This window comes from Mycolicibacterium septicum DSM 44393 (genome assembly GCF_000455325.1).
GTDB classification, from domain to species: Bacteria; Actinomycetota; Actinomycetes; order Mycobacteriales; family Mycobacteriaceae; genus Mycobacterium; species Mycobacterium septicum.
The window spans coordinates 912816-936630 of record NZ_HG322952.1; the positions used below are offsets into that span (position 1 = coordinate 912816).

Genomic DNA, 23815 nt, shown 5'->3' on the forward strand with positions numbered 1-23815 from the left:
CCGCAGGTGTCGGTAGGGTCGGTTTGTGCCCGATCCGATCCCGCAGCCGGTGCTGAACCTCCTGACGCGGGCGGCCATCTTCCTGGTACTGACGATCGAGGACGACGGTGAGCAAGCCGTTCACGACGTCCTCCCTGACATTTCGGGCATCGTCCGCTCGATCTGGTTCCGCGATACCACCAAGGAGCTGTCGCTGGTGGCGGGGATCGGTTCGGCGGCCTGGGATCGCCTGTTCGCCGGGCCGCGCCCGGCCAGTCTGCATCCGTTCATCGCCCTCGACGGCGGACGACATCAGGCACCGTCCACCCCGGGTGATGTGTTGTTGCACATCCGCGCGGACACCATGGACGTGTGTTTCGAGTTGGCCGATCGGATGCTGCAGGAGTTCGGCAGTGCCGTCACGGTTGTCGACGAGGTGCACGGGTTCCAGTACTTCGACAACCGCGATCTGCTGGGCTTCGTCGACGGTACCGAGAACCCGAACGGGTCCACCGCGGCGGCCGCCGTTCAGATCGGCGCCGAGGATCCAGATTTCGCCGGGGCCAGCTACGTGCACATCCAGAAGTACGTGCATGAGATGACGGACTGGCGCTCGCTGTCGGTCGAGGAACAGCAACGGGTGATCGGCCGCACCAAGCTCGACGACATCGAAATGGCCGATGACGTCAAACCTTCCAACTCTCACATCGCGCTGAACGTCATCACCGACGAAGACGGCAACGAACTGAAGATCGTGCGGCGCAACATGCCGTTCGGCGAACTCGGCAGCGGCGAGTTCGGCACGTACTACATCGGCTACTGTGCCGATCCGGCCATCACCGAACGCATGCTGACCAACATGTTCATCGGCGATCCGCCCGGCAACACCGACCGGATCCTGGATTTCTCGACCGCGGTGACCGGCGGGATGTTCTTCGTGCCCACCATCAGCTTCCTCGATGATCCACCGCCGCTTCCGGTTCCGGTCGAAGAACCGGAAGTGATCGCAAGCGACACCGCGGTGCCCGAACACTCACTGGCGATCGGCAGCCTGAAAGGAATCCCGCAATGAACAACCTGTACCGCGAGCTTGCCCCGATCACCGAGTCCGCCTGGGCCGAGATCGAACTCGAGGCCAGCCGGACTTTCAAGCGGCACATCGCCGGACGGCGCGTGGTCGACGTCAGCGAGCCCGGCGGCCCGGTTACCGCGGCGATCAGCACGGGCCATCTGCTCGATGTGAACTCGCCCGGTGACGGCGTGGTCGCCCACCTGCGCGACGCCAAGCCGCTGGTGCGTCTGCGGGTGCCGTTCACGGTGTCGCGCACCGCAATTGACGACGTCGAGCGCGGCGCCCAGGACTCCGACTGGGATCCGGTGAAGGACGCCGCCAAGAAGCTGGCGTTCGTCGAGGACCGGGCGATCTTCGAGGGTTACCCGGCGGCCTCGATCGAGGGCATCCGCAGCTCCAGCTCCAACCCGGCGCTGGCCCTGCCCGACGACGCCCGTGAGATCCCCGACGTGATCGCCCAGGCGCTGTCCGAGCTGCGGCTGGCCGGTGTCGACGGACCGTACTCGGTGCTGCTCTCGGCGGCGACCTACACCAAGGTCAGCGAGACGACGGCGCACGGTTACCCGATCCGCGAGCACCTGAGCCGGCTGGTCGATGGCGAGATCATCTGGGCGCCCGCGATCGACGGTGCGTTCGTACTGTCCACCCGCGGTGGCGATTTCGATCTGCAGCTGGGCACCGACGTCTCGATCGGCTACCTGTCCCACGATGCGGAGAGCGTGCAGCTGTACCTGCAGGAGACGCTGACGTTCCTGGCCTACACCGCCGAGGCCTCGGTCGCCCTCACCGCCTGAGTCCCCTTGCCCCTTTGGTCCCCTTGCCCCGCGAGCGACCGTGTCTGTACGCCGACACGCCGCAAATTGCGTACCTCAGCGGTCGCTCGCGGCGCCGAGTGAGGCCGAGCCGAGTGAGGCCGAATAAGGCAGAAAGCTAAACCGAGAGAACCGCGTCCAGCGCGGAGTAGAACAAGCCGAGCCCGTCGTCGGACGGACCGGTCAACGCCTCGGTGGCGTGTTCGGGATGCGGCATCAGGCCGACGACGCGACGGTTGGCCGAGCACACGCCCGCGATGCCGCGCATCGAACCGTTGAGGTTCTCGCGGTAGCGGAAGACCACGCGGTCCTCGCCCTCGAGTTCGTCGAGCACGGCGTCGGAGGCGACGTAACGGCCTTCGCCCGACTTGAGCGGGATCAGCAGGTCGGCACCGGCGTCATACCGGGTGGTCCAGGCCGTGGTGTTGGAGGCGACCTCCAGCCACACGTCGCGGCAGATGAAGTGCAGTCCGGCGTTGCGGGTCAGAGCACCGGGCAGCAGCCCGGCCTCGCACAGCACCTGGAAGCCGTTGCAGATGCCGAGCACAGGCATGCCCTTGCCGGCAGCCTCCACGACCGAACCCATCACGGGCGCGAACTTCGCGATGGCCCCGCAGCGCAGGTAGTCCCCGTAGGAGAAGCCACCGGGCACGACGACCGCGTCGACGCCCTTCAGGTCCGCGTCGGCGTGCCACAGGCTGACCGCCTCGGCCCCGGCCAGACGGACGGCTCGGGCCGCGTCGACGTCGTCGAGCGTCCCGGGGAAGGTGATCACCCCGACACGGGTGGTCACGCGCCCTCCCTGCTCACCGAGAAGTCCTCGATAACGGTATTGGCCAGCAGAGATTCGGCGATCTCGGCCAGGGTTTCGTCAGCTACGGAGTCATCGACTTCGAGCTCGAAACGCTTGCCCTGACGGACGTCCGAGATACCACCATGTCCAAGCCGACCAAGTGCCCCGACGATCGCCTGACCCTGGGGGTCGAGGATCTCCGCCTTGGGCATGACGTGCACAACCACCTTTGCCACGGCGCACACTCTACCGGCACGACCCTATGTAAGCCGTGCACAGTGGGTCGGCCAGCGCATCGAGCACCTGACGGTCCGCCGGAGCGGACCACGCGACCTGTGGTGGCGTGGTCGTCCACATGGCCAGCTCGACCATGGTGCTGTTGTACGGATCGGCGAGCAGGTACTGGTGCAGGACCGTCCCATCGTCGAGGTTGACCACCGCTGCCAGCCGCCCGGTCCGCTCTGTGGTGATCGACGCCGCGTTCCCCGGGCAGGCGCGCAGTGCCGCAGTGGCCCCTTGCAGGACCGCCAGCGCCGTCTGACCGCCTTGCCACGTCTCCCCGCGCCAATGGATGACCTGCACGCGCAGTTGCCAGTGCCCCGCGGGCCGGGTCACCTCGGATCGCGCCGCCACGGCATAGCCGCGCGGATCCCCGGGCACCGGCGCCGACGCACATTCCTCCTCGAAGCGAAAGCGTGGTGCGACGGCGGTCACGGCCAGTCCGGCCAGCCCGGGCCAGCCGTACTCACGGTCCAACGGGAGTTTCGAGGTGTCCACCCACGCCGAGTCGGGGATGCGGTCACACAGCGGCGGGCAGTCGGGGCTGGGCTCCGCCCAAGCCGAAGGGGGCGCTGCGGCCAGCCCGCAGAGCACGATCGACATCGCCACGATCACCCGCCATATCCCCACCGAGCGCCACAATATAGGCATGCAACTCACGCATTTCGGACATTCGTGCCTACTGGCCAGCATTTCGGACACCACCGTGCTGTTCGACCCGGGCAACTTCTCGCACGGTTTCGAAGGCATCACCGGTTTGTCGGCCATCCTGATCACCCACCAGCACCCCGACCATGCCGATACCGCCCGTTTGCCCGCGCTGATCGAGGCCAACCCGCAGGCGGCGCTGTATGCCGATCCGCAGACCGCCGCCCAGCTTGGTGAGCCGTGGCAGGCGGTGCGCCCCGGCGACGCATTCCGGGTCGGCTCGCTCAACGTGCGCGGGACCGGCGGCAAACACGCCGTGATCCACCCGGAAATCCCTGTGATCGACAACATTTCGTACCTGCTGGGCGATGACGAGCATCCCGCCCGGCTCATGCATCCCGGTGACGCCCTGTTCGTCCCCGGCGAACCGGTCGACGTGCTGGCCACCCCCGCGGCCGCCCCGTGGATGAAAATCTCAGAGGCCGTTGACTTCCTGCGCGCGGTGGCGCCGGCGCGGGCGGTGCCGATCCATCAGGGCATCATCGAGCCGGGTGCGCGCGGCATCTACTACGGGCGGCTGACGGAGATGACGAACACCGAATTCCAGGTTCTCACCGAGGAAAACGGCACCGAGTTCTGATTCACGGCTCAGCCGTGGTGTTCTGAACGCGAGCGGCCTAGGCGATATCGGCGGCCGCACCGCGCCCGGCCGCCCGGCCGGAGAAGATGCACCCGCCCAGGAAGGTGCCTTCCAGGGACCGGTAGCCGTGCACCCCGCCACCGCCGAATCCGGCTGCCTCACCCGCGGCGTACAGGCCGGCGAACGCGGCACCGTCTTCTTTGAGAACCCGGGAGTCGAGGTCGGTTTCCAACCCGCCCAGGGACTTTCGAGTCAGGATGTGCAGTTTGACGGCGATCAGCGGACCCGCCTTCGGGTCGGTGAGCCGGTGTGGGGCGACGACGCGGCTGAACCGGTCACCGAGATAGCTGCGGGCCGCCCGGATCGCGGTGATCTGCCCGTCCTTGGTGAATTTGTTGACCACCTCGCGGTCCCGTGCGGTCACCTCGGCCGCCACCGTGGCGTAGTCGACTTCCAGCACGTCCGGCACGTCGTTCATCGCGGCCACCAGTTCGCGCAGGGAGCGCGCGCTGACGAAGTCGACACCACGATCGACGAACGCCTGTACGGGGGCCGGCGCACCCGGTTTCACCCGTGCCAGGACGTCCCGCACGCTGCGCGACGTGAGATCGGGGTTCTGTTCCTGGCCGGACAACGCGAACTCCTTGGCGATGATCCGCGCGTTGAGGATGAACCAGGTGTAGTCCTGCCCGGTGCGGCAGATGTGCTCGAGCGTGCCCAGGGTGTCGAAGCCCGGATACAGCGGCCCGGGCAGCCGTTTTCCGTTGGCGTCCAACCACAGTGACGACGGCCCCGGGAGAATGCGGATCCCGTGGTCGGGCCAGATCGGATCGTAGTTGGTGATGCCTTCGGTGTAGTGCCACATCCGGTCGCTGTTGATGACGTGTGCACCGGCGGTCTCGGAGATGCCGATCATCCGGCCGTCGACGTGCGCGGGGACGCCGCTGAGCAGTTGCTCGGGCACCCGGCCCATACGCGCCGGCCAGTTCTTGCGCACGAGGTCGTGGTTGCCGCCGATCCCTCCGCTGGCCACGATCACAGCAGAGGCACGGAACTCGAAGTCGCCGATCACGTTTCGCGACGACGGCGCCCCGCGAGGCGCATCGGAGGGCTCCAGCACCGCACCCCGGACCCCGACGACGGCGCCCTCGGAGACGATGAGTTCGTCGACGCGGTGACGGTGGGCGAACCGCACCCGCGGCTCTCCCACCAGCCGACGGGCGAAGACGTCGACGATCGCCGGCCCGGTCCCCCAGGTGATGTGGAATCGCGGCACCGAATTGCCGTGTCCCAGCGCCCCGTAACCGCCCCGCTCCGCCCACCCGACCAAGGGGAAGGTCTGCAGGCCGCGGGACCGCAGCCAGCTACGTTTCTCCCCGGCGGCGAAATCGACGTAGGCGTGCGCCCACTCCCGCGGCCAGTGATCCTCGGGCCGGTCGAACCCCGCGGTGCCCAGCCAGTCCTGCAGGGCCAGCTCCTGGCTGTCGCGGATCCCGAGCCTGCGCTGTTCGGGACTGTCGACGAAGAACAGTCCGCCGAACGACCAGAACGCCTGCCCACCGAGGTTGGCGGCGTTCTCCTGATCCAGGATGAGCACGCGGTGCCCGCGCTCGACGAGTTCGCATGCGGCGACCAAGCCGGCGAGACCCGCCCCCACGACAATGACATCGGCGTCTGCCATGAGACGCAAGACTAGCCCTAGTCAGGCAGCCTCGGTCAGGACCGAGAATCCTCGCCACTGGTAGATGGTGGGCACGCACCGGTGCAGCAAAGCCAGGTCGATCGCGTCCAGCATGGCCTGCCGGGGACCGGGCCTGCGAAGGTGCCGTGCGGCAACCGCGACGCGCACCGTGCCTTCGCGGCGCGCGGTGCGTTCAGCCGAGAGCACCACGGTGCGGCACCACCACGGCTCGGACAGAAAACCTTCTCCGATGCCCACCACCCGGGCGCGCGTCGTGGTCTGGCGGACCAGGTCGGTGATGCCGTTCAGGTCGGCCAGCAGACGAAAACCGTTGCGCGGCAGAGCGGTCACCGTGCCCTGCGACACGGTCCAGCCGGGGGCGGCGAACAACCGGGTGCGCAGTCCCAGGTGTTCGAGCACCCGGTCGGCGCCCATCAACCTCAGGTTGGCCTCGTGGGCAGGCAACGAGGCGAACTCACCGCGCCGCTTCTTGGTCGCGGCCTCGTCGTAGCCGTGCAGGACGACGGCGTCACCGCCGCTGCGCCGGCGGGCCAGCCATTCCACGGTGCCGGCATCGCGGTCCAACCGGTATCCGCCCTTGAGCCGCGGCGCCACCATCATGGACACCGGTACCCCACGGGCATCGAGCTCGTTGCAGAATGACGCGACATCGCCCAGCGTGCGATCGCTGATCTGCGATATCGAGACGATGAGTTGTCCGGTCACGCTGCCAGTGTGGCAACGTCACATGTCGGGACGGTGTCGAACACTCTGACGCCGAATGTCCATTCGGCTAGAGCCTGATCAGGCCGGCAGGACCGCTTCGATGGCCTCGATGACCTCGGGCGCATCCGGCTCGGTGCGGGGACGGAACCGGTTGGCCACCGTGCCACCCGGGGCGAGCAGGAACTTCTCGAAGTTCCACTGGATGTCCCCGGCCTCACCTGCCGCGTCGGCGGCCTGGGTCAGCTCGGCGTAGAGCGGGTGACGATCGGCGCCGTTGACGTCGGTCTTGGCCAGCAACGGGAACGTCACGCCGTAGGTGCTCGAGCAGAACGTCTGGATCTCCTCGGCGCTGCCCGGCTCCTGGCCCATGAACTGGTTGCACGGCACGCCGACCACGGTGAGCCCGCGCGCGGCGTAATCCTGTGCGAGTTTCTCCAGCGCGGTGTACTGCGGCGTCAGGCCGCATTTGGAGGCGACGTTGACCACCAGGGTGGCGCCCGTGGCCAACTCGGCCAACGTCGTCTGCCTGCCGTCGAGGGTGGTCAGCGGAATGTCGTTGAGGCTCATCGCCCAGAGGTTACCGGAGCTATCCCGACCTACTTGTCGAACAGGATCCCGGCCAGGCTCTCCACCTTCGCGATCGGATCGCCCGCGGTGTCGATCGCGTCGTTGAGCCACAGCATCGAAAAGCCGTGCACCAGAGACCAAGCGGCCAGCGCGGCACCCGCCGGATCGGCGGCGGCCTTCGGATCGGCCAGGGTGCCGACGCCGCGGTTCAGCTCCGCTCCGGCGGCCGACGAGGCTGCGACCAGCTCGGCATCGGTGTCGTCGTAGAGCGATTTGTCGAACATCACCTCGTAGTGGCCGGGGTGGTCGAGGGCGAAGCGTACGTAGGCCTTGGCGGCGTCGATGAACTGCGGCCTGGCCTCGGTCAGGGCCGCGGCCAGAAGCTGAAACCCTTCGGTGGCCAGTGCGGTGAACAACCCGCGCCGGTCGGTGAAGTGGTGCGCGGGTGCCGCGTGTGAGACACCCGCAGCCCGCGCGAGTTCGCGCAGCGAGATGCCGTCGGCGCCGCGCTCGGCCACCAGATCGGCGGCCTGAGCGAGGATCACAGCCCTGAGGTCGCCGTGGTGATAGCCCATGCGGGCCATCCTAGCCCCACATCTTGACACCGCCTAGATTCGGCGTAGCGTGGCGATCTAGACACCGACAAGATCGGAGCTTCGATGGCCGTCTTCCTGACCCTGATTCTGGGTAGCCTGGCCGCCCGGGTGATCGGCATGCTGGGCGTGGACTATCTCGACGGTTGGCCCGAGGCAATAGCGGTCGGACTGGCCGCGATGTTCGTGATGACCGGCGTCGCGCACTTCGTCAATCCGTTGCGGCGCGACATGATCGCCATCGTGCCGCCGGCGCTGCCCGCCCCGGCCGCACAGGTGACGGTCACCGGCGTGCTGGAGCTGGCCGGCGCCACGGGCCTGCTCTACCCGCCCACCCGGGTCGCCGCAGCCGTGTGCCTGTTCCTGCTCATGCTGGCCATGTTCCCGGCCAATGTGTATGCGGCCAGGATGCCCAACCCGCCGAAGTCGATGACCTCGCGGTTAGGTGTCCGGACCGCCGAAGAGGCTGTCTACCTGGCCGCTGCCGTGGTTGTCGCTGTCGGCGGCAGCTAGCAGCCAGGCGTATTGGAACGCCGCTTCCTTCCACCGCTCGTAGCGCCCGGACAGGCCGCCGTGACCGGCCACCATCTCGGTCTTGAGCAGTACGGGATGACCGTCGGTCTTGGTATGCCGGAGTGCGGCAACCCATTTGGCCGGCTCCACGTAGTACACCCGGGTGTCATTGAGCGAGGTCATCGCCAGAATCGCCGGGTAGTCCTGGGCCGCCACGTTCTCGTAGGGCGTGTAGGCCTTCATGTAGCGGTAGACCTCGGGGTCGTCCAACGGATTTCCCCACTCGTCCCACTCCGTGACGGTCAACGGGAGCGACGGGTCCAGGATGGTCGTCAGCGCATCGACGAACGGCACCTGGGCCAGAATCCCGGCGAACAGTTCCGGGGCCATGTTGGCCACGGCGCCCATCAACAATCCGCCGGCACTGCCGCCGAGAGCCACCAGATTCTGCGGGCGGGTCACGCCGCCATCGACGAGATGGCGTGCCGCCGCGATGAAATCGGTGAACGTGTTCGTCTTCTCCAGCAGCTTGCCGTGCTCGTACCACGGCCGTCCCAGCTCGCCTCCGCCGCGCACATGCGCGATCACGAACACCATGCCGCGGTCCAGCAACGACAACCGGGCGATCGAGAATCGCGGATCCTCACACGACTCGTAGGCGCCGTAGCCGTAGAGCAACGCCGGCGCCGGGAACTGCAACCCGGCCCGGTGAATGATCGAGATCGGAACCTGCGCCCCATCGGGTGCCGTCGCCCAATCCCGGCGTTCCACATAGTCTTCCGGCCGGTAGCCACCCAGCACCGGCTGCTCGCGCAGCAGCGTGCGCTCACCGGTGGCGAGGTCGAGGTCGTATATCCGCGCCGGGGTGATGAACGAGGTCGCGCCGATCCGCAACTTCGGTGAGGACCAGTTCGGGTTTCCGCCCATCCCCGCGGCGGTCAGCTCGGAATCGAAGGTCAGTTCCTCGCGCGTACCGTAACCGTCCGCGGTGAGCGGCCACAGTGCCATCTTCGGCAATGCCTCGCTGCGGTAACTGATCACCAGGAGCCCGTCGAACGCGTCGACACCGTCCAGACGCACATCGGAGCGATGCTCGATCAGGGTGCGGAAATCGCTCGGGTCGCTGACCGGGGCCTCCACCAACATGAAGTTCTCGGCACCGTCGTTGTGCAGGATCAGGAACCGGTCCTCGCCCGCGACCACGGCGTGCTCGACGGAGTACTCCACCAGGTCGCGACGCTCCCACACCGTGGTGAACTCCGCCGTCGGGTCGTTGGCGTCGATGTAGCGGACCTCGGTGGTGACGGCGCTGCCCGATGCGACGAACAGGTACTTGTCGCTGCGGCTGCGCCCGATCGCGACCCAGAACCGTTCGTCGGGTTCGTGATACACCTTCTCCGACGGCAGGCCGGAAGCCAACCTGTGCCGCCACACGGTGTCGGGCCGCCAGGCGTCATCGACCGTCGTGTAGTACAGCGTGCGGCTGTCGGCGGCCCAGGTGCCGCCGGCGCCGATCCCGGCGATCGTGTCGTCGTAGTGCTCGCCGGTGCGTAAATCCTTGAACTTCAAGGTGTATCGCTCGTCGCCCTTGACGTCGACGGAGTACGCCAGGATGTTGCCGTCCAGGCTCACCGTGGCCGCGCCGAGCGAGAAGTACTCGTGGCCGTCGGCCTCGACGTTCTCGTCGAGCAGAATCTGCTCACCGGGGATCTCGGCGCCCTCGTCGAGCGCCGGTGGCGTCCAGTCGTCGGGATCGCCGATCGGGCATCGGCAGTGCACCGCGTACTGCTTGCCCTCGAAGCTGCGCGCGTAGTACCACCAGCCGGACCGGCGCATCGGCACCGACAGATCGGTTTCCTTGGTGCGGGCCTTGATCTCGTCGAAGATCTTCTGCCGCAACGGCTCCAGATGAGCGGTGGCGACCTCGGCGTAGGCGTTCTCGGCCTCCAGGTGCGCGATCACCTCGGGGTTGTCCTTGTCGCGCAACCATTCGTAGGGGTCGATGAACACGTCACCGTGATGCTCACGACGGTGGTTGCCGCGCTTGGCGACCGGCGGCTGTACGGACTGTGTCATGCGCCGATCCAATCCTCGAACTGCAGGCCCGAAATCCGTTCGTATGCCTCGATGTACCGGTCCCGGGTGGCTGCCACGATCTCCTCGGGCAACGGTGGCGGCGGGGTGTCGCCGTGGCGGTCCCAGCCAGAGTTGGGCCCGGTCAGCCAGTTCCGGACGAACTGCTTGTCGAAGCTGTCCTGGACCTCACCCTGCTGATAGGTCTGGGCGCGCCAGTACCGGGACGAATCCGGGGTGAACACCTCATCGGCCAGCACCACGTTGCCGTGCTCGTCGACACCGAACTCGAACTTCGTGTCGGCGATGATGATGCCCTTGGTCAGGGCGTGGTTCGCACCCTGCACGTAGGTCTGCAGCGTGCGTTCCTTCAGCTGGCTGGCCAGCACGGGCCCGACCAGTTCGATCACGGTGTCGTACGAGATGTTCTCGTCGTGCTCGCCGATGTCGGCCTTGGTGGCCGGGGTGAACAGCGGCTCGTCGAACTTGCTCGCCTCCCCCAGACCCGGCGGCAGCGGGATACCGCATACCGAACCCGACGCCTGGTAGTCGAGCAGCCCCGAGCCGGTCAGGTAGCCGCGGGCCACACACTCCACCGGCAGCATCTTCAGTTGCTTCACCACCAGCGCACGGCCCAACACCTCTTCGGGGATGCGCTCGTCGTCCGGCGGGCCGGCCAGATGGTTGGGCGCGCTGATCAGGTCGAAGAAGAACACGCTCATCGCCGTCAGGATCCGGCCCTTGTCCGGGATCTGCGAGTCGAGGACATAGTCGTAGGCCGAGATGCGGTCGGTCGCCACGAACAGCAGGTGCTGGTCGTCGATGCGGTACAACTCGCGGACTTTCCCGCTGGCCAGGTGCTGGTAGTCGGACAGAGCAGGGCGCATTGGGCCAGCCTATGTGTTGGGATCGGTCTCATGAGATCGCGGTACCTGCCCTATGCCAGCAGACCCGGCCGCTTGTTGGCCCAGTTGTTCAGCGATGCCGCCGTGATCGCCTGGACCGCGGTGTGGATATTGGTGGGATTGGCCGTACATTCGGCGGTGTCGACCATCGCCGAGGTCGGCAGGCAGGTCCAGAGCGGCGCCAACGGGGTTGCTGACAACCTGGGATCCGCTGGTGACAGCACCGACAGCGTTCCCTTGATCGGTGACACGCTGAGCAAGCCGCTGCGCGCTGCCAGTGAAGCGGCCCTCGACATCGCCGGTGCGGGCGCCAACCTGGACAGCACCGCGAGCTGGCTGGCCTGGGTGCTGGCCCTGGCGGTGGCCGCCGCGCCGATCCTGTTCGTGGCGATGCCCTGGCTGTATCTGCGGGTGCGGTTCTTCCGGCGCAAGTGGACCGCGATCACCCTGGCCTCGACCGCCGCCGGGGAACAGCTGCTGGCGCTGCGGGCGCTGGCCAATCGGCCATTGGCCAAGCTGACGGCGGTGTCCGATGACCCTGTCGGCGCCTGGCGCAGTCAAGACCAGCGCGCCATTCGCGGCCTGGCCGCCCTTGAGCTGCGCTCGGCCGGCATGCGCCTGCGCCGCATCGACTAGCCCTCACCCACCCCCACCCCCAGCGATTTGTGGAGTCTTAGCCGTCACCCGCACGGTTGAAACTCCACAAATCACTGGGGTGGGAACCAGTTGACAGGGGAACTCCGTCCAAACTGCGTGCTTGACGACTTTCTGCGTGATCACGACGGGGTGGTCACCCTGCCTCAGGCCAAGCAGGCAGGGCTCACCCAGGACATGGTCGATTCCCGTGTAAGGACAGGTCGCTGGATCCGCTGCGCCCGCGGTGTGTACTTCGTCGACGACAGACCGTTCACCGACAGCGCCCGCGTCCGGGTGGGTGTGTGGTCGTATGGCCGGCACGCAGTCGCAACCGGGTTGGCCGCCGCATGGTGGCACGGGATCACCAAATACCCGCCGGAAATCGTCGAAGCGACGACGCCGCATGCCAGTCGCCTACGCGTGCACCCTGGCACCAAGCTGCGCCGGCGCGATCTCGATCCCGCCGACATCGTGGAACGCCGCGGGCTGCGAGTCACCGCCCTGGCGCTGACCGTGGTCGAAGCCGCGGCCCGGCGAGGTGGCGGCGCCAAGCTCATGGACAGTGCGTTGCAGCGCCACACCGAACTGCGTGACCTGTGGCGGGCGCATCTGCGCAACAAGGGCAGGCACGGCTCGCCCGCCGCCCGCAGGCTGCTCATCGCCGCGGCCGACGGAGCACGTTCAGAAGCCGAACGTCTGCTGATCAAGCTGCTCAGAGAAGCCCAGATCACTGGGTGGAAGGCCAACTACCGCCTGGGCCGATACGTGATCGACGTGGCCTTCCCCGCCCACAAACTCGCGATCGAGACCGACGGCTGGGCGTTCCACAGCGATCAGGCGGATTTTCAGCATGACCGCGTCAGGCAGAACGAGATCGCGCTGATGGGCTGGCAGGTGCTGCGATTCACCTGGCTGGATCTGACCGAGTATCCGCAGCGGGTGATCGCCGAGATCCGTTTCGCTATCGAGTGCCGCTCAGGCGCTTCAGCCAGCTTCCGAACGGGTGCCGCACGGTGACCGAACCCATCCGCACCCTGCCACGCACGACGAGGTGCAGCTGATCCGACGGCGGGCTGGTGCGGACCTTGACCGTGGCGCTGCCGGCGATGGCGTTGACTGCATTCAGATCGGCGGTGGCCGACGGGGGCACGATGAGCTCCGTCGAGCTGCAGTAGTCGTCGATGACGATCTCCACCACAGGCCCGGGCAGCACCGCCGAGCTGAAGTCGAGGGTCGTGCTGCACAGCCGGGTGTTGAGGTGCAGGGAGGGAGCCACCCGCCACTGTCCGCGCCGCACGATCGAGGACATCCAGCCACGCAGTTCCTCTGGCGCCGCCGTCGGCAGGTGCGATGCCGGGACCATCGGCGGTGATGCGATCGGCAGGTCCGCCACCACGGCGGCCAACTCGCCGCGAGTGCGGGCGGCCAGTGCGGCGTCGTAGCGCTCGCTGAACTCGTCGAGGGTGATCATGCCCTCGGCTACCGCGCGTTCGAGCAGTTGTCCCACCTTCGCGCGCTCGGCGTCTGAGACTCGAAGATGGTCGTCCTGGCCTGAGTCCATGCTCCGAGGTTAGGCGAACGACGCCCCGGGTTTCACGCCCCGAGCTCCACCACCATGTGTCGGATACCGGTGTGCCGGTTGCTGCGGGTCCATTCGACAGGCTTGACCAGACGTGCCGAGGAGAACCGCGACAGCAGTTCCTCGAACAGCACCCGCAACTCCAGCCGGGCCAGGTTGGCGCCCAGGCAGTAGTGGATGCCGTAGCCGAAACCCAAGTGCGGGTTGGGCTTACGCGTGATGTCGAAGGTGTCGGGAGCGGAGAACACCAGCGGGTCCCGGTTCGCCGACCCTTCCCAGACCTGCACCTTCTGCCCGGCTTCGATGTCACAGCCGCCCAACGTCACGGCGCGGGTCGCGGTGCGACGCTTGGACGGTGACGGCGAGGTCCAGCGCACCATCTCTTCGATCGCCGTGGGCAGTTCGCCGAGATCGTCACGCAACAACGCCATCTGCGAAGGGTTTTCGATCAGGGCCAGCAGCCCGCCCGCCACCGAGTTGCGCGTGGTCTCGGCACCCGCGCTGAACAGCAGGCTGAAGAACAGGTACAGCTCCAGATCAGACAGCGCCGCGGCTTCATCATCGCGGAATGCGTTGGCCACCACCGAGAGCATGTCGTCGGTCGGCTCGGCACGTTTGGCGGCGATGAGTTCCTGGCCGTAGGTGTACATCCGCGAACCGGCTTCTTCGGCCGACATCTGCGCCATGGCCGCAGAACGCGAGCCGCCGAAGTCGAACTGCGGCTCGATCGCGTGGAACAGCCAATGCCGTTCGGATTCAGGCACTCCCAGCAGTATGCAGATCATCTGCATGGGCAGCTCGGCGGCCACGTCGACCAGGAAATCAAACCCCACCCCAGGCTCGATCCCGTCGAGCAACCGGCGTGTCCGGGCCCGCAGATCGTCTTCGACCCGCCGGATCATCCGTGGCGTCAGCCCGGAGCTGACCAGCCGGCGGATCTCGGAGTGCCGCGGGTCGTCCATCATGTTGAGCACCTGGCCGGCGATGGCCAGATCCTGCAGCAGCGTGCCGCCGTAGGGCCGGGTGCCGCCGGTCACCGATGAGTAGGTCTCCGCATCACGCAGCACCGCAAGGGTTTCGGCGTGGGTGGCCACCGACCAGAACCCTTCGTCATCCGGCGTGTGTTCGGTCGCCGAGTGCCAGTACACCGGGGCTTCGCGACGGTGCGCGGCGAACAATTCGTGCGGAAAACCGGCAGCGAAGTTGTCCAGGTCGGTGAGGTCGGCCGCCAAGCTCACAAGATGGCACCCGAGGTGTACTTGGCGGCTTCGGGGTAGCGGCTGACCAGTTCGTCGACGGCCGCGACGACTCCGTCGACCTGGGCGCCGGCGGCTCCGGTGAAGGCCTGCTTGTCGGCCAGCGCGGCTTCCAGGGCCGCCCGGTCCAGCGGCAGCCGCGGGTCGGCGGCCAGCCGGTCCAGCAGGTCGGGCTCCAGGCCGCGCTCACGCATGTCCAGTGCGACGGCGACGGCGTGCTCCTTGATCACCTCGTGCGCGGTTTCGCGGCCCACGCCGGCGCGCACCGCGGCGATCAGGATCCGGGTGGTGGCCAGGAACGGCAGGTAGCGATCCAGCTCCCGCTGGATCACCGCCGGGTAGGCGCCGAACTCGTCGAGCACGGTCAGGAACGTCTCGGTCTGCCCGTCGATGGCGAAGAACCCGTCCGGCAGCGCCACGCGGCGCACCACCGAGCAGAACACGTCGCCCTCGTTCCACTGCGCACCGGCCAGCTCGGCGGCCATCGAGGCGTAGCCGCGCAGCACCACCTGCAGGCCGTTGACCCGTTCACACGACCGGGTGTTCATCTTGTGCGGCATGGCCGAGGAGCCGACCTGACCGGGCGCGAAGCCTTCGGTGACGAGCTCGTGGCCGGCCATCAGCCGGATGGTGTGCGCCAGCGAGGACGGCCCGGCACCCACCTGCACCAGCGCCGAGAGCACATCGTGGTCCAGCGAGCGCGGGTACACCTGCCCGACGCTGGTGAAAACCTCTGTGAATCCCAGGAATTGGGCGACACGCCGTTCCAGCTCGGCGAGCTTGGAGGTGTCCCCGTCGAACAGGTCGAGCATGTCCTGGGCGGTGCCCATCGGCCCCTTGATGCCGCGCAGCGGGTAGCGGTCGATCAGCTCACGCAACCGGGTCAGCGCCACCAGCGTCTCTTCGGCGGCCGAGGCGAACCGCTTGCCCAGCGTGGTGGCCTGAGCCGCCACATTGTGCGACCGGCCGGCCATCACCAGATCGCGGTAGACGACGGAGCGCTCGGCCAGCCGGGCCACCACCGCGACGCCGTGGGCGAACACCAGCTCAAGCGAGCTGCGGATCTGCAGCTGTTCGACATTCTCGGTGAGGTCGCGGCTGGTCATGCCCTTGTGGACGTGCTCGTGTCCGGCCAGCGCGTTGAACTCCTCGATGCGCGCCTTGACGTCGTGGCGGGTGACGCGCTCGCGCGCCGCGATCGATGCGAGGTCGACGTTCTCCAGGACCCGCTCGTAGTCGTCGATCACGCCGTCGGGCACCGGGACGCCCAGCTCGGCCTGCGCACGCAGCACGGCGAGCCAGAGTCGGCGTTCGGCGACGATCTTGGCCTCCGGCGACCAGATCGCGACCATTTCGTCGCTGGCGTAGCGGTTGGCCAGAACATTCGGGATCGTCACGAACACACAGCTTACGGCCCAGGCCGCGGTACCAATGAGACAGTGGACGGATGTACTTCGTCGGACTCGACCTCGCGTGGGGCGAGAAGAACCAGACGGGCGTGGCCGCCATCGACTCCGGTGGGCGGGTCCTCCACGTCGGTGTGGCGCAGGACGACGACGATATCGCCGCGGCCATAGAGCCTTACGTCAGCGGCGACTGCCTGGTTGCCATCGATGCGCCGCTGATCGTGAAGAACCCGACGGGCCACCGACCGTGCGAACGGGATCTCAACCGGGACTTCCAGCGGTTCGACGCCGGGGCACGCCCGGCGTTCACCGAGCGACCCGAGTTCAAGCATCCGCGTGGGGCGCGGATCGCGTCGGCCCTGGGCCTCGACATGGATCCGTCGTCGCTGTCCAACCGTCGCGCGATCGAGGTCTATCCACACCCCGCGAGCGTCGTGCTCTTCGGGCTCGACAAGACCTTGAAATACAAGCGCGGTGCGTTCGGCGACCGGCAGCGCGAACTTCTGCGGCTGATGACGTTCATCGAGGAGCTCGACGGGGCGACGCCGCGGCTGCGGGCGAACCGCAATGTCAGCTGGGTGGAACTGCGCAAGCGGATCGAGGCTGCCACCCGGCCGGGGCAGCTCGATCGCGACGAGGACCCCGTCGACGCCCTGCTGTGCGCCTACATCGCGCTGTACTGGTACCACCGGCCCGAGGATGTGACGATCTACGGCGATTACGCCTCGGGCTACATCGTCACGCCGTCCCTGCCCGCATCTCGCCTGCCGCGGCCTCGACCCGCGCCGCTCCGCGAGGCGGCGCCGTCGACGGCTGTCGCCGAATACGCCGCCCGGCGCCCGGACCTGGTGGCGGCCACCGAGCAGTACCTCAAGCTGGTCACCAGCCTGCTCGACGAGGCAGGCATCAACTACCTCAGCATCACGGCCCGCACCAAGAGCGTCGATTCGTTCGCCATGAAAGCCAACCGCCGTGCGGCCGACGGCACTCCGATGTACACCGATCCGCTGGTGGAGATCACCGATCAGGTTGGCCTGCGCGTCATCACCTATCTGCGTGAGGACGTGGACGCGGTGGCCAATCTGCTGGCCGAGGAGATGCGGCTGCTCGACGACCAGGACATGGGTCTGCAGACCGCCCGTCAGGGCCGGTGGGGCTACGCGAGCCGGCACCTGCTGTTCGGGGTCGAAGGCGAACAGTATCCGGCGTCCATCCAGGTGCGTACCGTGCTGCAGCACGCGTGGGCCGAGTTCGAGCATGACGTGCGGTACAAGGGTTCGATACCGGCCGAGCACGTCAGCGAACTGGACCGCCGATTCACACTGGCCGCCGGGCTGCTGGAGCTGGCCGACCGCGAGTTCACCGAGATCCGGGAACGCCTGCGACTCACCATGACCGACGACGAGGGCACCGGGTCCCCGGGGTTCTCTTCGGACGCGCGCATCGCCACCCCGGTGCTGGCCACCTACCTGGGCAACCGCTTCCCCGACGCCGGCTGGTCACGCACGGACCACTACGGCTGGATCTCGGGATTGCTGCTCGAGCTCGGCATCACCTCACTGGATGCGCTGACGACCGTGCTGGATTCGGTGGACACCGACGAGATCAACCGGCTGATGGACTACCGGTACCCGCCGGGCGCGGTGCGTCGCCTGGACGACGCATTGCTGGCCGTGTTCGACGACCGCTACATCGAGCTGGACGGAAACGCGCACCGGATCGCTCTGCTGCAGAACCGGATTGAAAAGCTGCGTAAAGATTCCTAGGGCGCGTCGGCGAGGTGGGTCGGGTCGGTGATCCCGGGCCCAGTGATACCCAGCTGCTTGTTGATCATCTTGGTGATCACGAAGAGCACCACTCCGGTGGCGACCAACGCCAGCGCGAGCACATACTGCACGCCGGGCCGCCCAGAGGTCGGCAGCACCAGATACATCGAGGCGATGAAGCCGATGACGGGCAGCACGGTCGGAGTCTTGAAGTGCCCACCCTCTTTTCGCACATCCCGGCGCAGCACCAGGACCGCCACGTTGACGACCGAAAAGACTGCGAGCAGCAGCAGTGAGGTCGTGCCGCCGAGGATCGCGACGGTGTCACCACTTGCGAACGCCGACACGTAGAAAATCAGCCCGAATGCGATGAGCGTGGTGAAAACGATTGCCACCCAGGGCGTGTGCCGCTTCGGGTGCACCGTACCGAGCATCGGGGGCAACACGTGCTGGCGGGCCATGCCGTAGATCAGGCGACTGGCCATCAACATGTTGATCAAGGCAGTGTTCGATACGGCGAACATCGAGATGATGGGCAGGATGTTCGAGAACGGGAGCCCCGGTGCGGCGGCCTCCATCACCTTCACCAGCGGGGAGGAGTCGGACTCGGCGAGCGTTCCGACCGGCACCAGCGCGACCGCGATGACGGCAACCACGACGTAGACCAGGCCGGCGATACCCAGACCGGTCAACAAGACCTTCGGGAAGATCCGCACCGGATCCTTGGTCTCCTCCGCCATGTTGACCGAGTCCTCGAACCCGACCATCGCGAAGAAGGCCAGCGACGTCGCCGCGGTGACCGCCACGAAGGCGTTCTTCTCCCCGGAGGTGTCGAATGCGACGACGCGGGAGAAGTCGACGTCCACCCCGCTGACGATCGCCCACAATCCCACGGCGACCACGAGCACCAGGCCGGTGATCTCGATGAACGTCAGAACTACGTTCAGCTTGACACTTTCACTGACGCCGCGCAGATTCACCGCGGCGATCAAGGCCATGAACAGAAGCGCGAGGAGGATGACGCCGACCACCTTCAGGTGGGCGACGTGATCGGTGAAGAACTGCCCGAAGTTGACTTCTATCGCGTCGAAGAAGCTGATCGCGAAGAACCGCGAAGCCGTTGAGGCCGAGGTGATTCCGGAGCACATCACGATGAACGCCACCAGGAACGTGACGAAGTGGACGCCAAATGCCTTGTGCGCGTACAGGGCTGCGCCGGCGGCCTGTGGATACTTGGTGACCAGCTCGAGGTAGCTGAACGCGGTGATGGTGGCGATCAGGAACGCCGCGAGGAATGGCACCCATGCGGCGCCGCCGACCTCCTTGGCAACCTGCCCGGTCAGCGCATAGACACCCGTGCCGAGGATGTCGCCGACGACGAACAGCAGTAATAATCCGGGCCCCATCACCCGCTTGAGCTGTGGCTCCTCCGCGGTTGCGGGTTGCGACATTCCCCCTCCTTCAGCCGGTCAGACGCGTACCCGCCCGTTCGTCGACGGGCGCCAGCACGTCGATGACGTCGATCAACGTGGCGCGGGCACTGGCTCTGGGCCCCTCCCCTTCGTCGACCAACGATGCCACGACTGCCCCATCAACCGCACGCACCAACGCTGTGACCAGTTCGCCGCGCACCGAGCGGCCCGAGCGTTCCACCACCTCGACCACAGCGTCTGTGCGCTGTTGCAGTATGCGGCGCTGGACATCGCGCAGCCCGGGCTGGCGGGCGCAGGCGATGTAGCGCTCGTAGCGCGAGATCAACTCTTCCGTCCCGTGCCGCTCCGGGGATTCCCCGAGCAACAAATCGACGAGGACGTCGGCGGTCGATTCGGCACCGCGGCGCCGCCGCGACAGCGCGGCCACACCGGCGCTGAGTTGTTCGGCTTCTCGGGTTCCGATGTACTCGACAGCCTTCGCGATGAGGTCGTCCAGTGAGGAGAAGTAGTACGTCGTCGAGGCCAGCGGGAGGCCGGCGCGGCGCGCCACGGCACGATGCCGGACGGCGTCGAAACCGCCCTCGCAAAGCAACTCAGCGGCCGCCCTGACGAGGGCGTACCGCCTACGCTCCCCTTTGGGAGTGACCGCTGCCGTCACCTTCCACATGGTGCCAGCCGGGCCCCCTCCACATCGGGCTTTCGGTCAATCATCAGGCTTTACTCAGGTTTTTCCGGCGCGTCGGCAATGCCGCGGGAATGCCACTGGCCGATGCCAATGTCGGTCGATGGCAAGATGGCCCGCATGCCCAACTTGACCCGTCGCGCAGTCCTGCGCCTCGGCGTCGGTGCGGCTGCCGGCGCCGCCGGTGCTGTAGCCCTCGCCTCCGCCCCTGTCTCACCCGCCAGCCCTGCGGCTGCCCCGACATCCACCAGTGGCTCGTTCGTATCGGCCGCGCGTGGCGGGACGAACACCAACTGGGCGATCGCGCGCCCACCGGGCCAGACTGGCAAACTCCGCCCGGTGATCGCCCTGCACGGCAAAGGCCAGGATGCGGCCGGTGTGATGGCCGGCGGAGTGGAACAGGGCCTCGCCGAGGCGGTGGCGGCCGGGCTGCCGCCGTTCGCGGTGGTCGCGGTCGACGGCGGCGGAAGTTATTGGCACAAACGCGCATCCGGTGAGGACTCGGGCGCGATGGTGCTCGACGAGCTGATTCCGATGCTCGGTGATCAGGGCCTGGACACCTCGCGGGTGGGGTTCCTGGGCTGGTCGATGGGCGGCTACGGCGCGCTGCTGCTGGGCTCGCGGCTCGGGCCTGCGCGCACCGCGGCGATCTGCGCGGTCAGCCCGGCGCTCTGGACATCCTCAGGGGCCGCGGCACCCGGGGCCTTCGACAGCGCGGCGGACTACGCCGCCAACAGCGTCTGGAGTCAGCCCGCGCTGGGGTCGATCCCGATCCGGATCGATTGCGGGAACAGCGATCCGTTCTATTCGGCCACCAAGCAGTTCATCGCCGAGCTGCCCAATCCCCCGGCCGGCGGCTTCTCCCCCGGCGGACATGACGGCAGCTTCTGGAGTTCGCAGCTGCCCGCCGAGATCACCTGGATGGCACCGCTTCTCGTCGCCTAGAGGGTGACGCGCCCTTCGGCGGCGGCCAGTCCGATGTCGCTGCGGAAGTGGCTACCCGGCAACCGGATCGACTTGACGAGCGTGTAGGCCGCGTCGCGGGCGGCAGCAAGGTCCGGCCCGGTGCCGACCACCGAGAGCACGCGGCCGCCCGAGGACACCACCTCGCCGTCCTCGCGGCGCGCGGTGCCGGCGTGCAGCACACCATCGGCTTCCGATCCGTGAATGACGTCGCCGACGCGGGGCCGACCCGGGTAGTTCTCCGCGGCCACCACGACCGTCACGGCGTAACCGTCTTGCCACTGCAGGTCGCCGAATGAGGCGAGCTCGCCGGTGGCCGCGGCGTTCAGCAGTTGACCCAGCGGCGAATCGAGCAGGGCCAGAACCGATTGCGTTTCCGGGTCACCGAAGCGGCAGTTGAACTCCACCACCGACGGACCGTTCGAGGTGATCGCCAAACCGGCGTAGAGCAGGCCCGAGAACGAGCTGCCGCGCGCAACCAGTTCCGCCGCAACGGGTTTGACCACCTCATCGACGATCTGGTTCTTCACCGATTCCGGCAGCCAGGGCAACGGGGCATACGCACCCATCCCGCCGGTGTTCGGCCCCGTGTCTCCGTCGCCGACGCGCTTGAAGTCCTGTGCCGGCAGCAGCGGCACCACCGTGGCGCCGTCGACCACACAGAACAGCGACACCTCGGGACCGTCCAGGAACGACTCCAGCAGCACCGGGTGCCCGGAGTCGAGCAGGCTGGCGGCATGGGCGCGGGCGGCGTCGCGATCGGCGCTGACCACCACGCCCTTGCCTGCGGCCAGACCGTCGTCCTTGACCACCCAGGCGGCCTGGCCGGCGGGCGGACCGAAGCGGTCCAGCGCGGCGTCGAGGTGAGCGGGGTTGTCGACGATCTCGCTGCTCGCGGTACGCACCCCGGCCGCGGCCATGACGTCCTTGGCGAAGGCCTTCGAGCCCTCGATGCGGGCGGCGTCCTTGCTCGCGCCGAAGCAGGCGATGCCCGCGGCCCGCACGGCGTCGGCCACGCCGAGTACCAGCGGGACCTCGGGGCCGATCACCACGAGGTCGCTTTGGAGGCGCTGGGCCAGCTTGACCACGGCCTCACCGGAGGTGATGTCGACGTCGTACTGATCGGCGATGGACTGGGTGCCGGCGTTGCCGGGCGCCACCGCCAACTCCTCCACCTGCGGGTCGCGGCGCAGGGCCAGCAGCAGGGCGTGTTCACGGGCACCGGATCCGATAACGAGGACGCGCACGGTCGTAGCGTAGCGGGAAACCTGCGGGCATACACTTGACGCCACAGTGTATGGTCGAACGAAGGAATGTGCCCGCCGTCACATGAGGAGATGATCCGGCTTGACCACCATGAATGCCTGCCCGTTCGGCGCCGGTTACGACTTCACCGATCCCGACGTCCTGCTCCGCGGAATCCCGGTGCGTGAGTTCGCCGAACTGCGCAAGACCGCACCGGTGTGGTGGAACGAGCAGGACGAATCGATCTTCAACGACGGCGGCTACTGGGTGATCACCCGCCACGAGGACATCAAGACCATCTCCCGCGACGGCGGCGCCGTGTGGTCGACCAACGCCAAGGGTGCCGTCATGCGCCTGCCCGAAGGGGTGACCTCCGACCAGCTCGACCTCACCAAGGCGCTGCTGATCAACCACGACGCCCCCGAGCACACCCGGCTGCGCAAGCTGGTGTCGCGACTGTTCACGCCGCGTTCGGTGGCAGCGCTTGAGGAGAAGCTGGCCGTGGCGGCCCGTGACATCGTCGCCGCGGCGGCCAAGAAGGACAGCGGTAACTTCGTCGACGAAGTGGCGATGCCGTTGCCACTGCTGGCCATCGCGGACCTGATCGGCGTCCCGGAGGAAGACCGGGAGAAGCTCTTCCACTGGACCAACGCCATCATGAACACCGACGACCCGGATTTCGACGCCGATCCGACGATGGCCAACGCCGAACTGATGGGCTACGCCTACACCATGGCCGAGCAGCGGCGTCAGTGTCCGGCCGACGACATCGTGACCCGACTCGTGCAGGCCGACGTCGACGGGGACTCGCTCGGCGAGGTGGAATTCGCGTTCTTCGTGATCCTGCTGGCCGTGGCCGGCAACGAGACCACCCGCAACGCCATGACCCACGGCATGAACGCATTCCTCGAAAACCCGGACCAGTGGGAACTTTTCAAGCGCGAACGCCCGGAGACCGCGATCGACGAGATCATCCGCTGGGCCACCCCGGTGCACTGCTTCCAGCGCACCGCCCTGGTCGACACCCAGATCGGCGATGTCACCGTGAAGGCCGGGCAGCGCGTCGGCCTGTTCTACAGCTCGGCCAACTACGACGAAGAAGTCTTCGACTCGCCCTTCACCTTCGACATCCTGCGCAACCCCAACCCGCACCTGGCGTTCGGCGGCAACGGCGCGCACTACTGCATCGGCGCCAACCTGGCACGGATGGAGATCAAGCTGATGTTCAACGAGATCGCCAACCAGATCCCCGACATCACCAAACTGGCAGAGCCGCAACGGCTCCGGTCCGGGTGGATCAACGGCGTCAAGGATCTGCCGGTCTCCTACCACGGTTGACGGGCAGGGCGATTCGCCCGTTGTTCTAAGATTCGCCCATGCGAACGCACGGGTGGGCCGGCTCGACGCCGGCCACCGACGAAGAGGCGATTGCCCGGATCCTGGCCGCGGCCGGCAAGGCGATCGACGAGCGAGGTGCGGACTTCTCGATCGCCGACGTGGCCCGCACCCTCGGCGTCACCCGCCAGACCGTGTACCGCTATTTCCCCAGCACCGACGCCCTGCTGGTG

Annotated in this window: 25 protein-coding genes; 10 read left to right on the top strand and 15 right to left on the bottom strand. The window is 67.3% G+C overall.

Translation table 11 applies throughout. The features are described 5' to 3' along the window. The first annotated feature begins 25 nt into the window (after positions 1-25). Positions 26-1051, top strand: a complete 1026-nt coding sequence (locus TX88_RS24480) for a Dyp-type peroxidase (protein ID WP_044520505.1) — start codon at positions 26-28, stop codon at positions 1049-1051. Beyond that, positions 1048-1845, top strand: coding sequence for a family 1 encapsulin nanocompartment shell protein (locus TX88_RS24485; protein ID WP_044520506.1), 798 nt, complete (start codon positions 1048-1050; stop codon positions 1843-1845). The genes TX88_RS24480 and TX88_RS24485 overlap by 4 nt, the downstream gene beginning before the upstream one ends. A 136-nt stretch (positions 1846-1981) precedes the next feature. On the opposite strand, the gene purQ is transcribed toward TX88_RS24485, so the two are convergent. The 3 genes from purQ to TX88_RS24500 are packed head-to-tail and all read right to left on the bottom strand — an operon-like array spanning position 1982 to position 3586. Further along, positions 1982-2656, bottom strand: coding sequence for a phosphoribosylformylglycinamidine synthase subunit PurQ (purQ, locus tag TX88_RS24490; RefSeq protein WP_044520507.1), 675 nt, complete (start codon positions 2654-2656; stop codon positions 1982-1984). Further along, entirely contained in the window at positions 2653-2892 is a 240-nt protein-coding gene (gene purS / locus TX88_RS24495) for a phosphoribosylformylglycinamidine synthase subunit PurS (RefSeq protein WP_044521864.1), read from the bottom strand. Before purS ends, purQ begins: the two co-directional genes overlap by 4 nt. Positions 2893-2902: 10 nt before the next feature. After that, positions 2903-3586, bottom strand: coding sequence for a hypothetical protein (locus TX88_RS24500; protein WP_044520509.1), 684 nt, complete (start codon positions 3584-3586; stop codon positions 2903-2905). On the opposite strand from TX88_RS24500, the gene TX88_RS24505 reads away from it, so the two are divergent. Continuing rightward, complete coding sequence (locus TX88_RS24505) at positions 3585-4223, top strand: MBL fold metallo-hydrolase (RefSeq protein ID WP_044520510.1); 639 nt, start codon at positions 3585-3587, stop codon at positions 4221-4223. The two genes, TX88_RS24500 and TX88_RS24505, sit on opposite strands and share 2 nt — an antisense overlap. Positions 4224-4260: 37 nt before the next feature. Here the strand turns inward: TX88_RS24505 and TX88_RS24510 are convergent, their stop codons facing one another. From TX88_RS24510 to TX88_RS24525, 4 genes are all read right to left on the bottom strand, one after another. Next, positions 4261-5904 carry an FAD-binding dehydrogenase gene (locus tag TX88_RS24510; protein WP_044520511.1) on the bottom strand — a complete coding sequence of 548 codons (1644 nt, stop codon included), beginning with the start codon at positions 5902-5904 and terminating at the stop codon, positions 4261-4263. Between the two features lie 21 nt (positions 5905-5925). Further along, on the bottom strand, positions 5926-6630 hold the full coding sequence (locus TX88_RS24515; protein ID WP_044520513.1) for a DUF2334 domain-containing protein: 705 nt from the start codon (positions 6628-6630) through the stop codon (positions 5926-5928). A gap of 78 nt (positions 6631-6708) precedes the next feature. Next, entirely contained in the window at positions 6709-7197 is a 489-nt protein-coding gene (locus tag TX88_RS24520) for a glutathione peroxidase (RefSeq protein WP_044520515.1), read from the bottom strand. Positions 7198-7226: 29 nt separating this feature from the next. After that, positions 7227-7772 carry a TetR/AcrR family transcriptional regulator gene (locus TX88_RS24525; protein WP_044521866.1) on the bottom strand — a complete coding sequence of 182 codons (546 nt, stop codon included), beginning with the start codon at positions 7770-7772 and terminating at the stop codon, positions 7227-7229. Between the two features lie 84 nt (positions 7773-7856). Between TX88_RS24525 and TX88_RS24530 the strand changes: the two genes are divergently transcribed. Beyond that, positions 7857-8303, top strand: a complete 447-nt coding sequence (locus TX88_RS24530; RefSeq protein WP_044520519.1) for a DoxX family protein — start codon at positions 7857-7859, stop codon at positions 8301-8303. Here TX88_RS24530 and TX88_RS24535 read toward each other — a convergent pair. Both TX88_RS24535 and TX88_RS24540 read right to left on the bottom strand, forming a co-directional pair. Next, on the bottom strand, positions 8232-10379 hold the full coding sequence (locus tag TX88_RS24535; RefSeq protein ID WP_044520522.1) for a S9 family peptidase: 2148 nt from the start codon (positions 10377-10379) through the stop codon (positions 8232-8234). The two genes, TX88_RS24530 and TX88_RS24535, sit on opposite strands and share 72 nt — an antisense overlap. Next, the gene (locus TX88_RS24540) at positions 10376-11263 is read right to left on the bottom strand and encodes a phosphoribosylaminoimidazolesuccinocarboxamide synthase (protein WP_044520523.1); all 888 of its coding nucleotides are present in this window, start codon (positions 11261-11263) and stop codon (positions 10376-10378) included. Before TX88_RS24540 ends, TX88_RS24535 begins: the two co-directional genes overlap by 4 nt. Before the next feature lie 30 nt (positions 11264-11293). Between TX88_RS24540 and TX88_RS24545 the strand changes: the two genes are divergently transcribed. Together TX88_RS24545 and TX88_RS24550 are read left to right on the top strand one after the other, a co-directional pair. Further along, complete coding sequence (locus tag TX88_RS24545; protein ID WP_044520525.1) at positions 11294-11917, top strand: hypothetical protein; 624 nt, start codon at positions 11294-11296, stop codon at positions 11915-11917. A gap of 117 nt (positions 11918-12034) precedes the next feature. Further along, the gene (locus TX88_RS24550; RefSeq protein WP_044520526.1) at positions 12035-12934 is read left to right on the top strand and encodes a type IV toxin-antitoxin system AbiEi family antitoxin domain-containing protein; all 900 of its coding nucleotides are present in this window, start codon (positions 12035-12037) and stop codon (positions 12932-12934) included. On the opposite strand, the gene TX88_RS24555 is transcribed toward TX88_RS24550, so the two are convergent. The 3 genes from TX88_RS24555 to purB are packed head-to-tail and all read right to left on the bottom strand — an operon-like array spanning position 12879 to position 16149. After that, positions 12879-13478, bottom strand: a complete 600-nt coding sequence (locus TX88_RS24555; protein ID WP_044520527.1) for a DUF1707 SHOCT-like domain-containing protein — start codon at positions 13476-13478, stop codon at positions 12879-12881. The two genes, TX88_RS24550 and TX88_RS24555, sit on opposite strands and share 56 nt — an antisense overlap. 32 nt (positions 13479-13510) lie before the next feature. Then, positions 13511-14728: a cytochrome P450 gene (locus tag TX88_RS24560; RefSeq protein WP_044521868.1), complete on the bottom strand. Its 1218-nt coding sequence runs from the start codon at positions 14726-14728 to the stop codon at positions 13511-13513. A gap of 2 nt (positions 14729-14730) precedes the next feature. Next, on the bottom strand, positions 14731-16149 hold the full coding sequence (purB, locus tag TX88_RS24565) for an adenylosuccinate lyase (RefSeq protein ID WP_044521869.1): 1419 nt from the start codon (positions 16147-16149) through the stop codon (positions 14731-14733). A gap of 50 nt (positions 16150-16199) precedes the next feature. On the opposite strand from purB, the gene relZ reads away from it, so the two are divergent. Continuing rightward, positions 16200-17924, top strand: a complete 1725-nt coding sequence (relZ, locus tag TX88_RS24570; RefSeq protein WP_044520528.1) for a bifunctional ribonuclease/(p)ppGpp synthase — start codon at positions 16200-16202, stop codon at positions 17922-17924. Here relZ and TX88_RS24575 read toward each other — a convergent pair. Next, positions 17921-19375, bottom strand: coding sequence for an APC family permease (locus tag TX88_RS24575; RefSeq protein WP_044520529.1), 1455 nt, complete (start codon positions 19373-19375; stop codon positions 17921-17923). The genes relZ and TX88_RS24575 overlap by 4 nt on opposite strands. Before the next feature lie 10 nt (positions 19376-19385). Next, entirely contained in the window at positions 19386-20024 is a 639-nt protein-coding gene (locus tag TX88_RS24580; protein WP_044520530.1) for a TetR/AcrR family transcriptional regulator, read from the bottom strand. 126 nt (positions 20025-20150) lie between these two features. Here TX88_RS24580 and TX88_RS24585 point away from each other — a divergent pair, with 126 nt between their 5' ends. Next, on the top strand, positions 20151-20984 hold the full coding sequence (locus tag TX88_RS24585) for an alpha/beta hydrolase (protein ID WP_044521870.1): 834 nt from the start codon (positions 20151-20153) through the stop codon (positions 20982-20984). Here TX88_RS24585 and purD read toward each other — a convergent pair. Next, positions 20981-22249: a phosphoribosylamine--glycine ligase gene (gene purD / locus TX88_RS24590; RefSeq protein ID WP_044520531.1), complete on the bottom strand. Its 1269-nt coding sequence runs from the start codon at positions 22247-22249 to the stop codon at positions 20981-20983. The two genes, TX88_RS24585 and purD, sit on opposite strands and share 4 nt — an antisense overlap. 109 nt (positions 22250-22358) lie before the next feature. Here purD and TX88_RS24595 point away from each other — a divergent pair, with 109 nt between their 5' ends. Then, positions 22359-23585: a cytochrome P450 gene (locus TX88_RS24595; protein ID WP_209447105.1), complete on the top strand. Its 1227-nt coding sequence runs from the start codon at positions 22359-22361 to the stop codon at positions 23583-23585. Between the two features lie 38 nt (positions 23586-23623). After that, on the top strand, positions 23624-23815 hold a 192-nt coding region (locus TX88_RS35325; protein ID WP_244438602.1), incomplete at its 3' end, for a helix-turn-helix domain-containing protein.

Bases quoted from the DNA above. Each gene is read 5' to 3' on its own strand.
- TX88_RS24545 (WP_044520525.1), top strand. From the start codon at position 11,294: ATGAGATCGCGGTACCTGCCCTATGCCAGCAGACCCGGCCGCTTGTTG.
- TX88_RS24520 (WP_044520515.1), bottom strand. From the start codon at position 7,197: ATGAGCCTCAACGACATTCCGCTGACCACCCTCGACGGCAGGCAGACG.
- TX88_RS24530 (WP_044520519.1), top strand. From the start codon at position 7,857: ATGGCCGTCTTCCTGACCCTGATTCTGGGTAGCCTGGCCGCCCGGGTG.
- TX88_RS24555 (WP_044520527.1), bottom strand. From the start codon at position 13,478: ATGGACTCAGGCCAGGACGACCATCTTCGAGTCTCAGACGCCGAGCGC.
- TX88_RS24540 (WP_044520523.1), bottom strand. From the start codon at position 11,263: ATGCGCCCTGCTCTGTCCGACTACCAGCACCTGGCCAGCGGGAAAGTC.
- TX88_RS24525 (WP_044521866.1), bottom strand. From the start codon at position 7,772: ATGGGCTATCACCACGGCGACCTCAGGGCTGTGATCCTCGCTCAGGCC.
- TX88_RS24500 (WP_044520509.1), bottom strand. From the start codon at position 3,586: ATGCCTATATTGTGGCGCTCGGTGGGGATATGGCGGGTGATCGTGGCG.
- relZ (WP_044520528.1), top strand. From the start codon at position 16,200: ATGTACTTCGTCGGACTCGACCTCGCGTGGGGCGAGAAGAACCAGACG.
- TX88_RS24580 (WP_044520530.1), bottom strand. From the start codon at position 20,024: ATGTGGAAGGTGACGGCAGCGGTCACTCCCAAAGGGGAGCGTAGGCGG.
- TX88_RS24585 (WP_044521870.1), top strand. From the start codon at position 20,151: ATGGCCCGCATGCCCAACTTGACCCGTCGCGCAGTCCTGCGCCTCGGC.
- TX88_RS24535 (WP_044520522.1), bottom strand. From the start codon at position 10,379: ATGACACAGTCCGTACAGCCGCCGGTCGCCAAGCGCGGCAACCACCGT.
- TX88_RS24485 (WP_044520506.1), top strand. From the start codon at position 1,048: ATGAACAACCTGTACCGCGAGCTTGCCCCGATCACCGAGTCCGCCTGG.
- TX88_RS24595 (WP_209447105.1), top strand. From the start codon at position 22,359: ATGAATGCCTGCCCGTTCGGCGCCGGTTACGACTTCACCGATCCCGAC.
- TX88_RS24505 (WP_044520510.1), top strand. From the start codon at position 3,585: ATGCAACTCACGCATTTCGGACATTCGTGCCTACTGGCCAGCATTTCG.
- TX88_RS24510 (WP_044520511.1), bottom strand. From the start codon at position 5,904: ATGGCAGACGCCGATGTCATTGTCGTGGGGGCGGGTCTCGCCGGCTTG.
- TX88_RS24575 (WP_044520529.1), bottom strand. From the start codon at position 19,375: ATGTCGCAACCCGCAACCGCGGAGGAGCCACAGCTCAAGCGGGTGATG.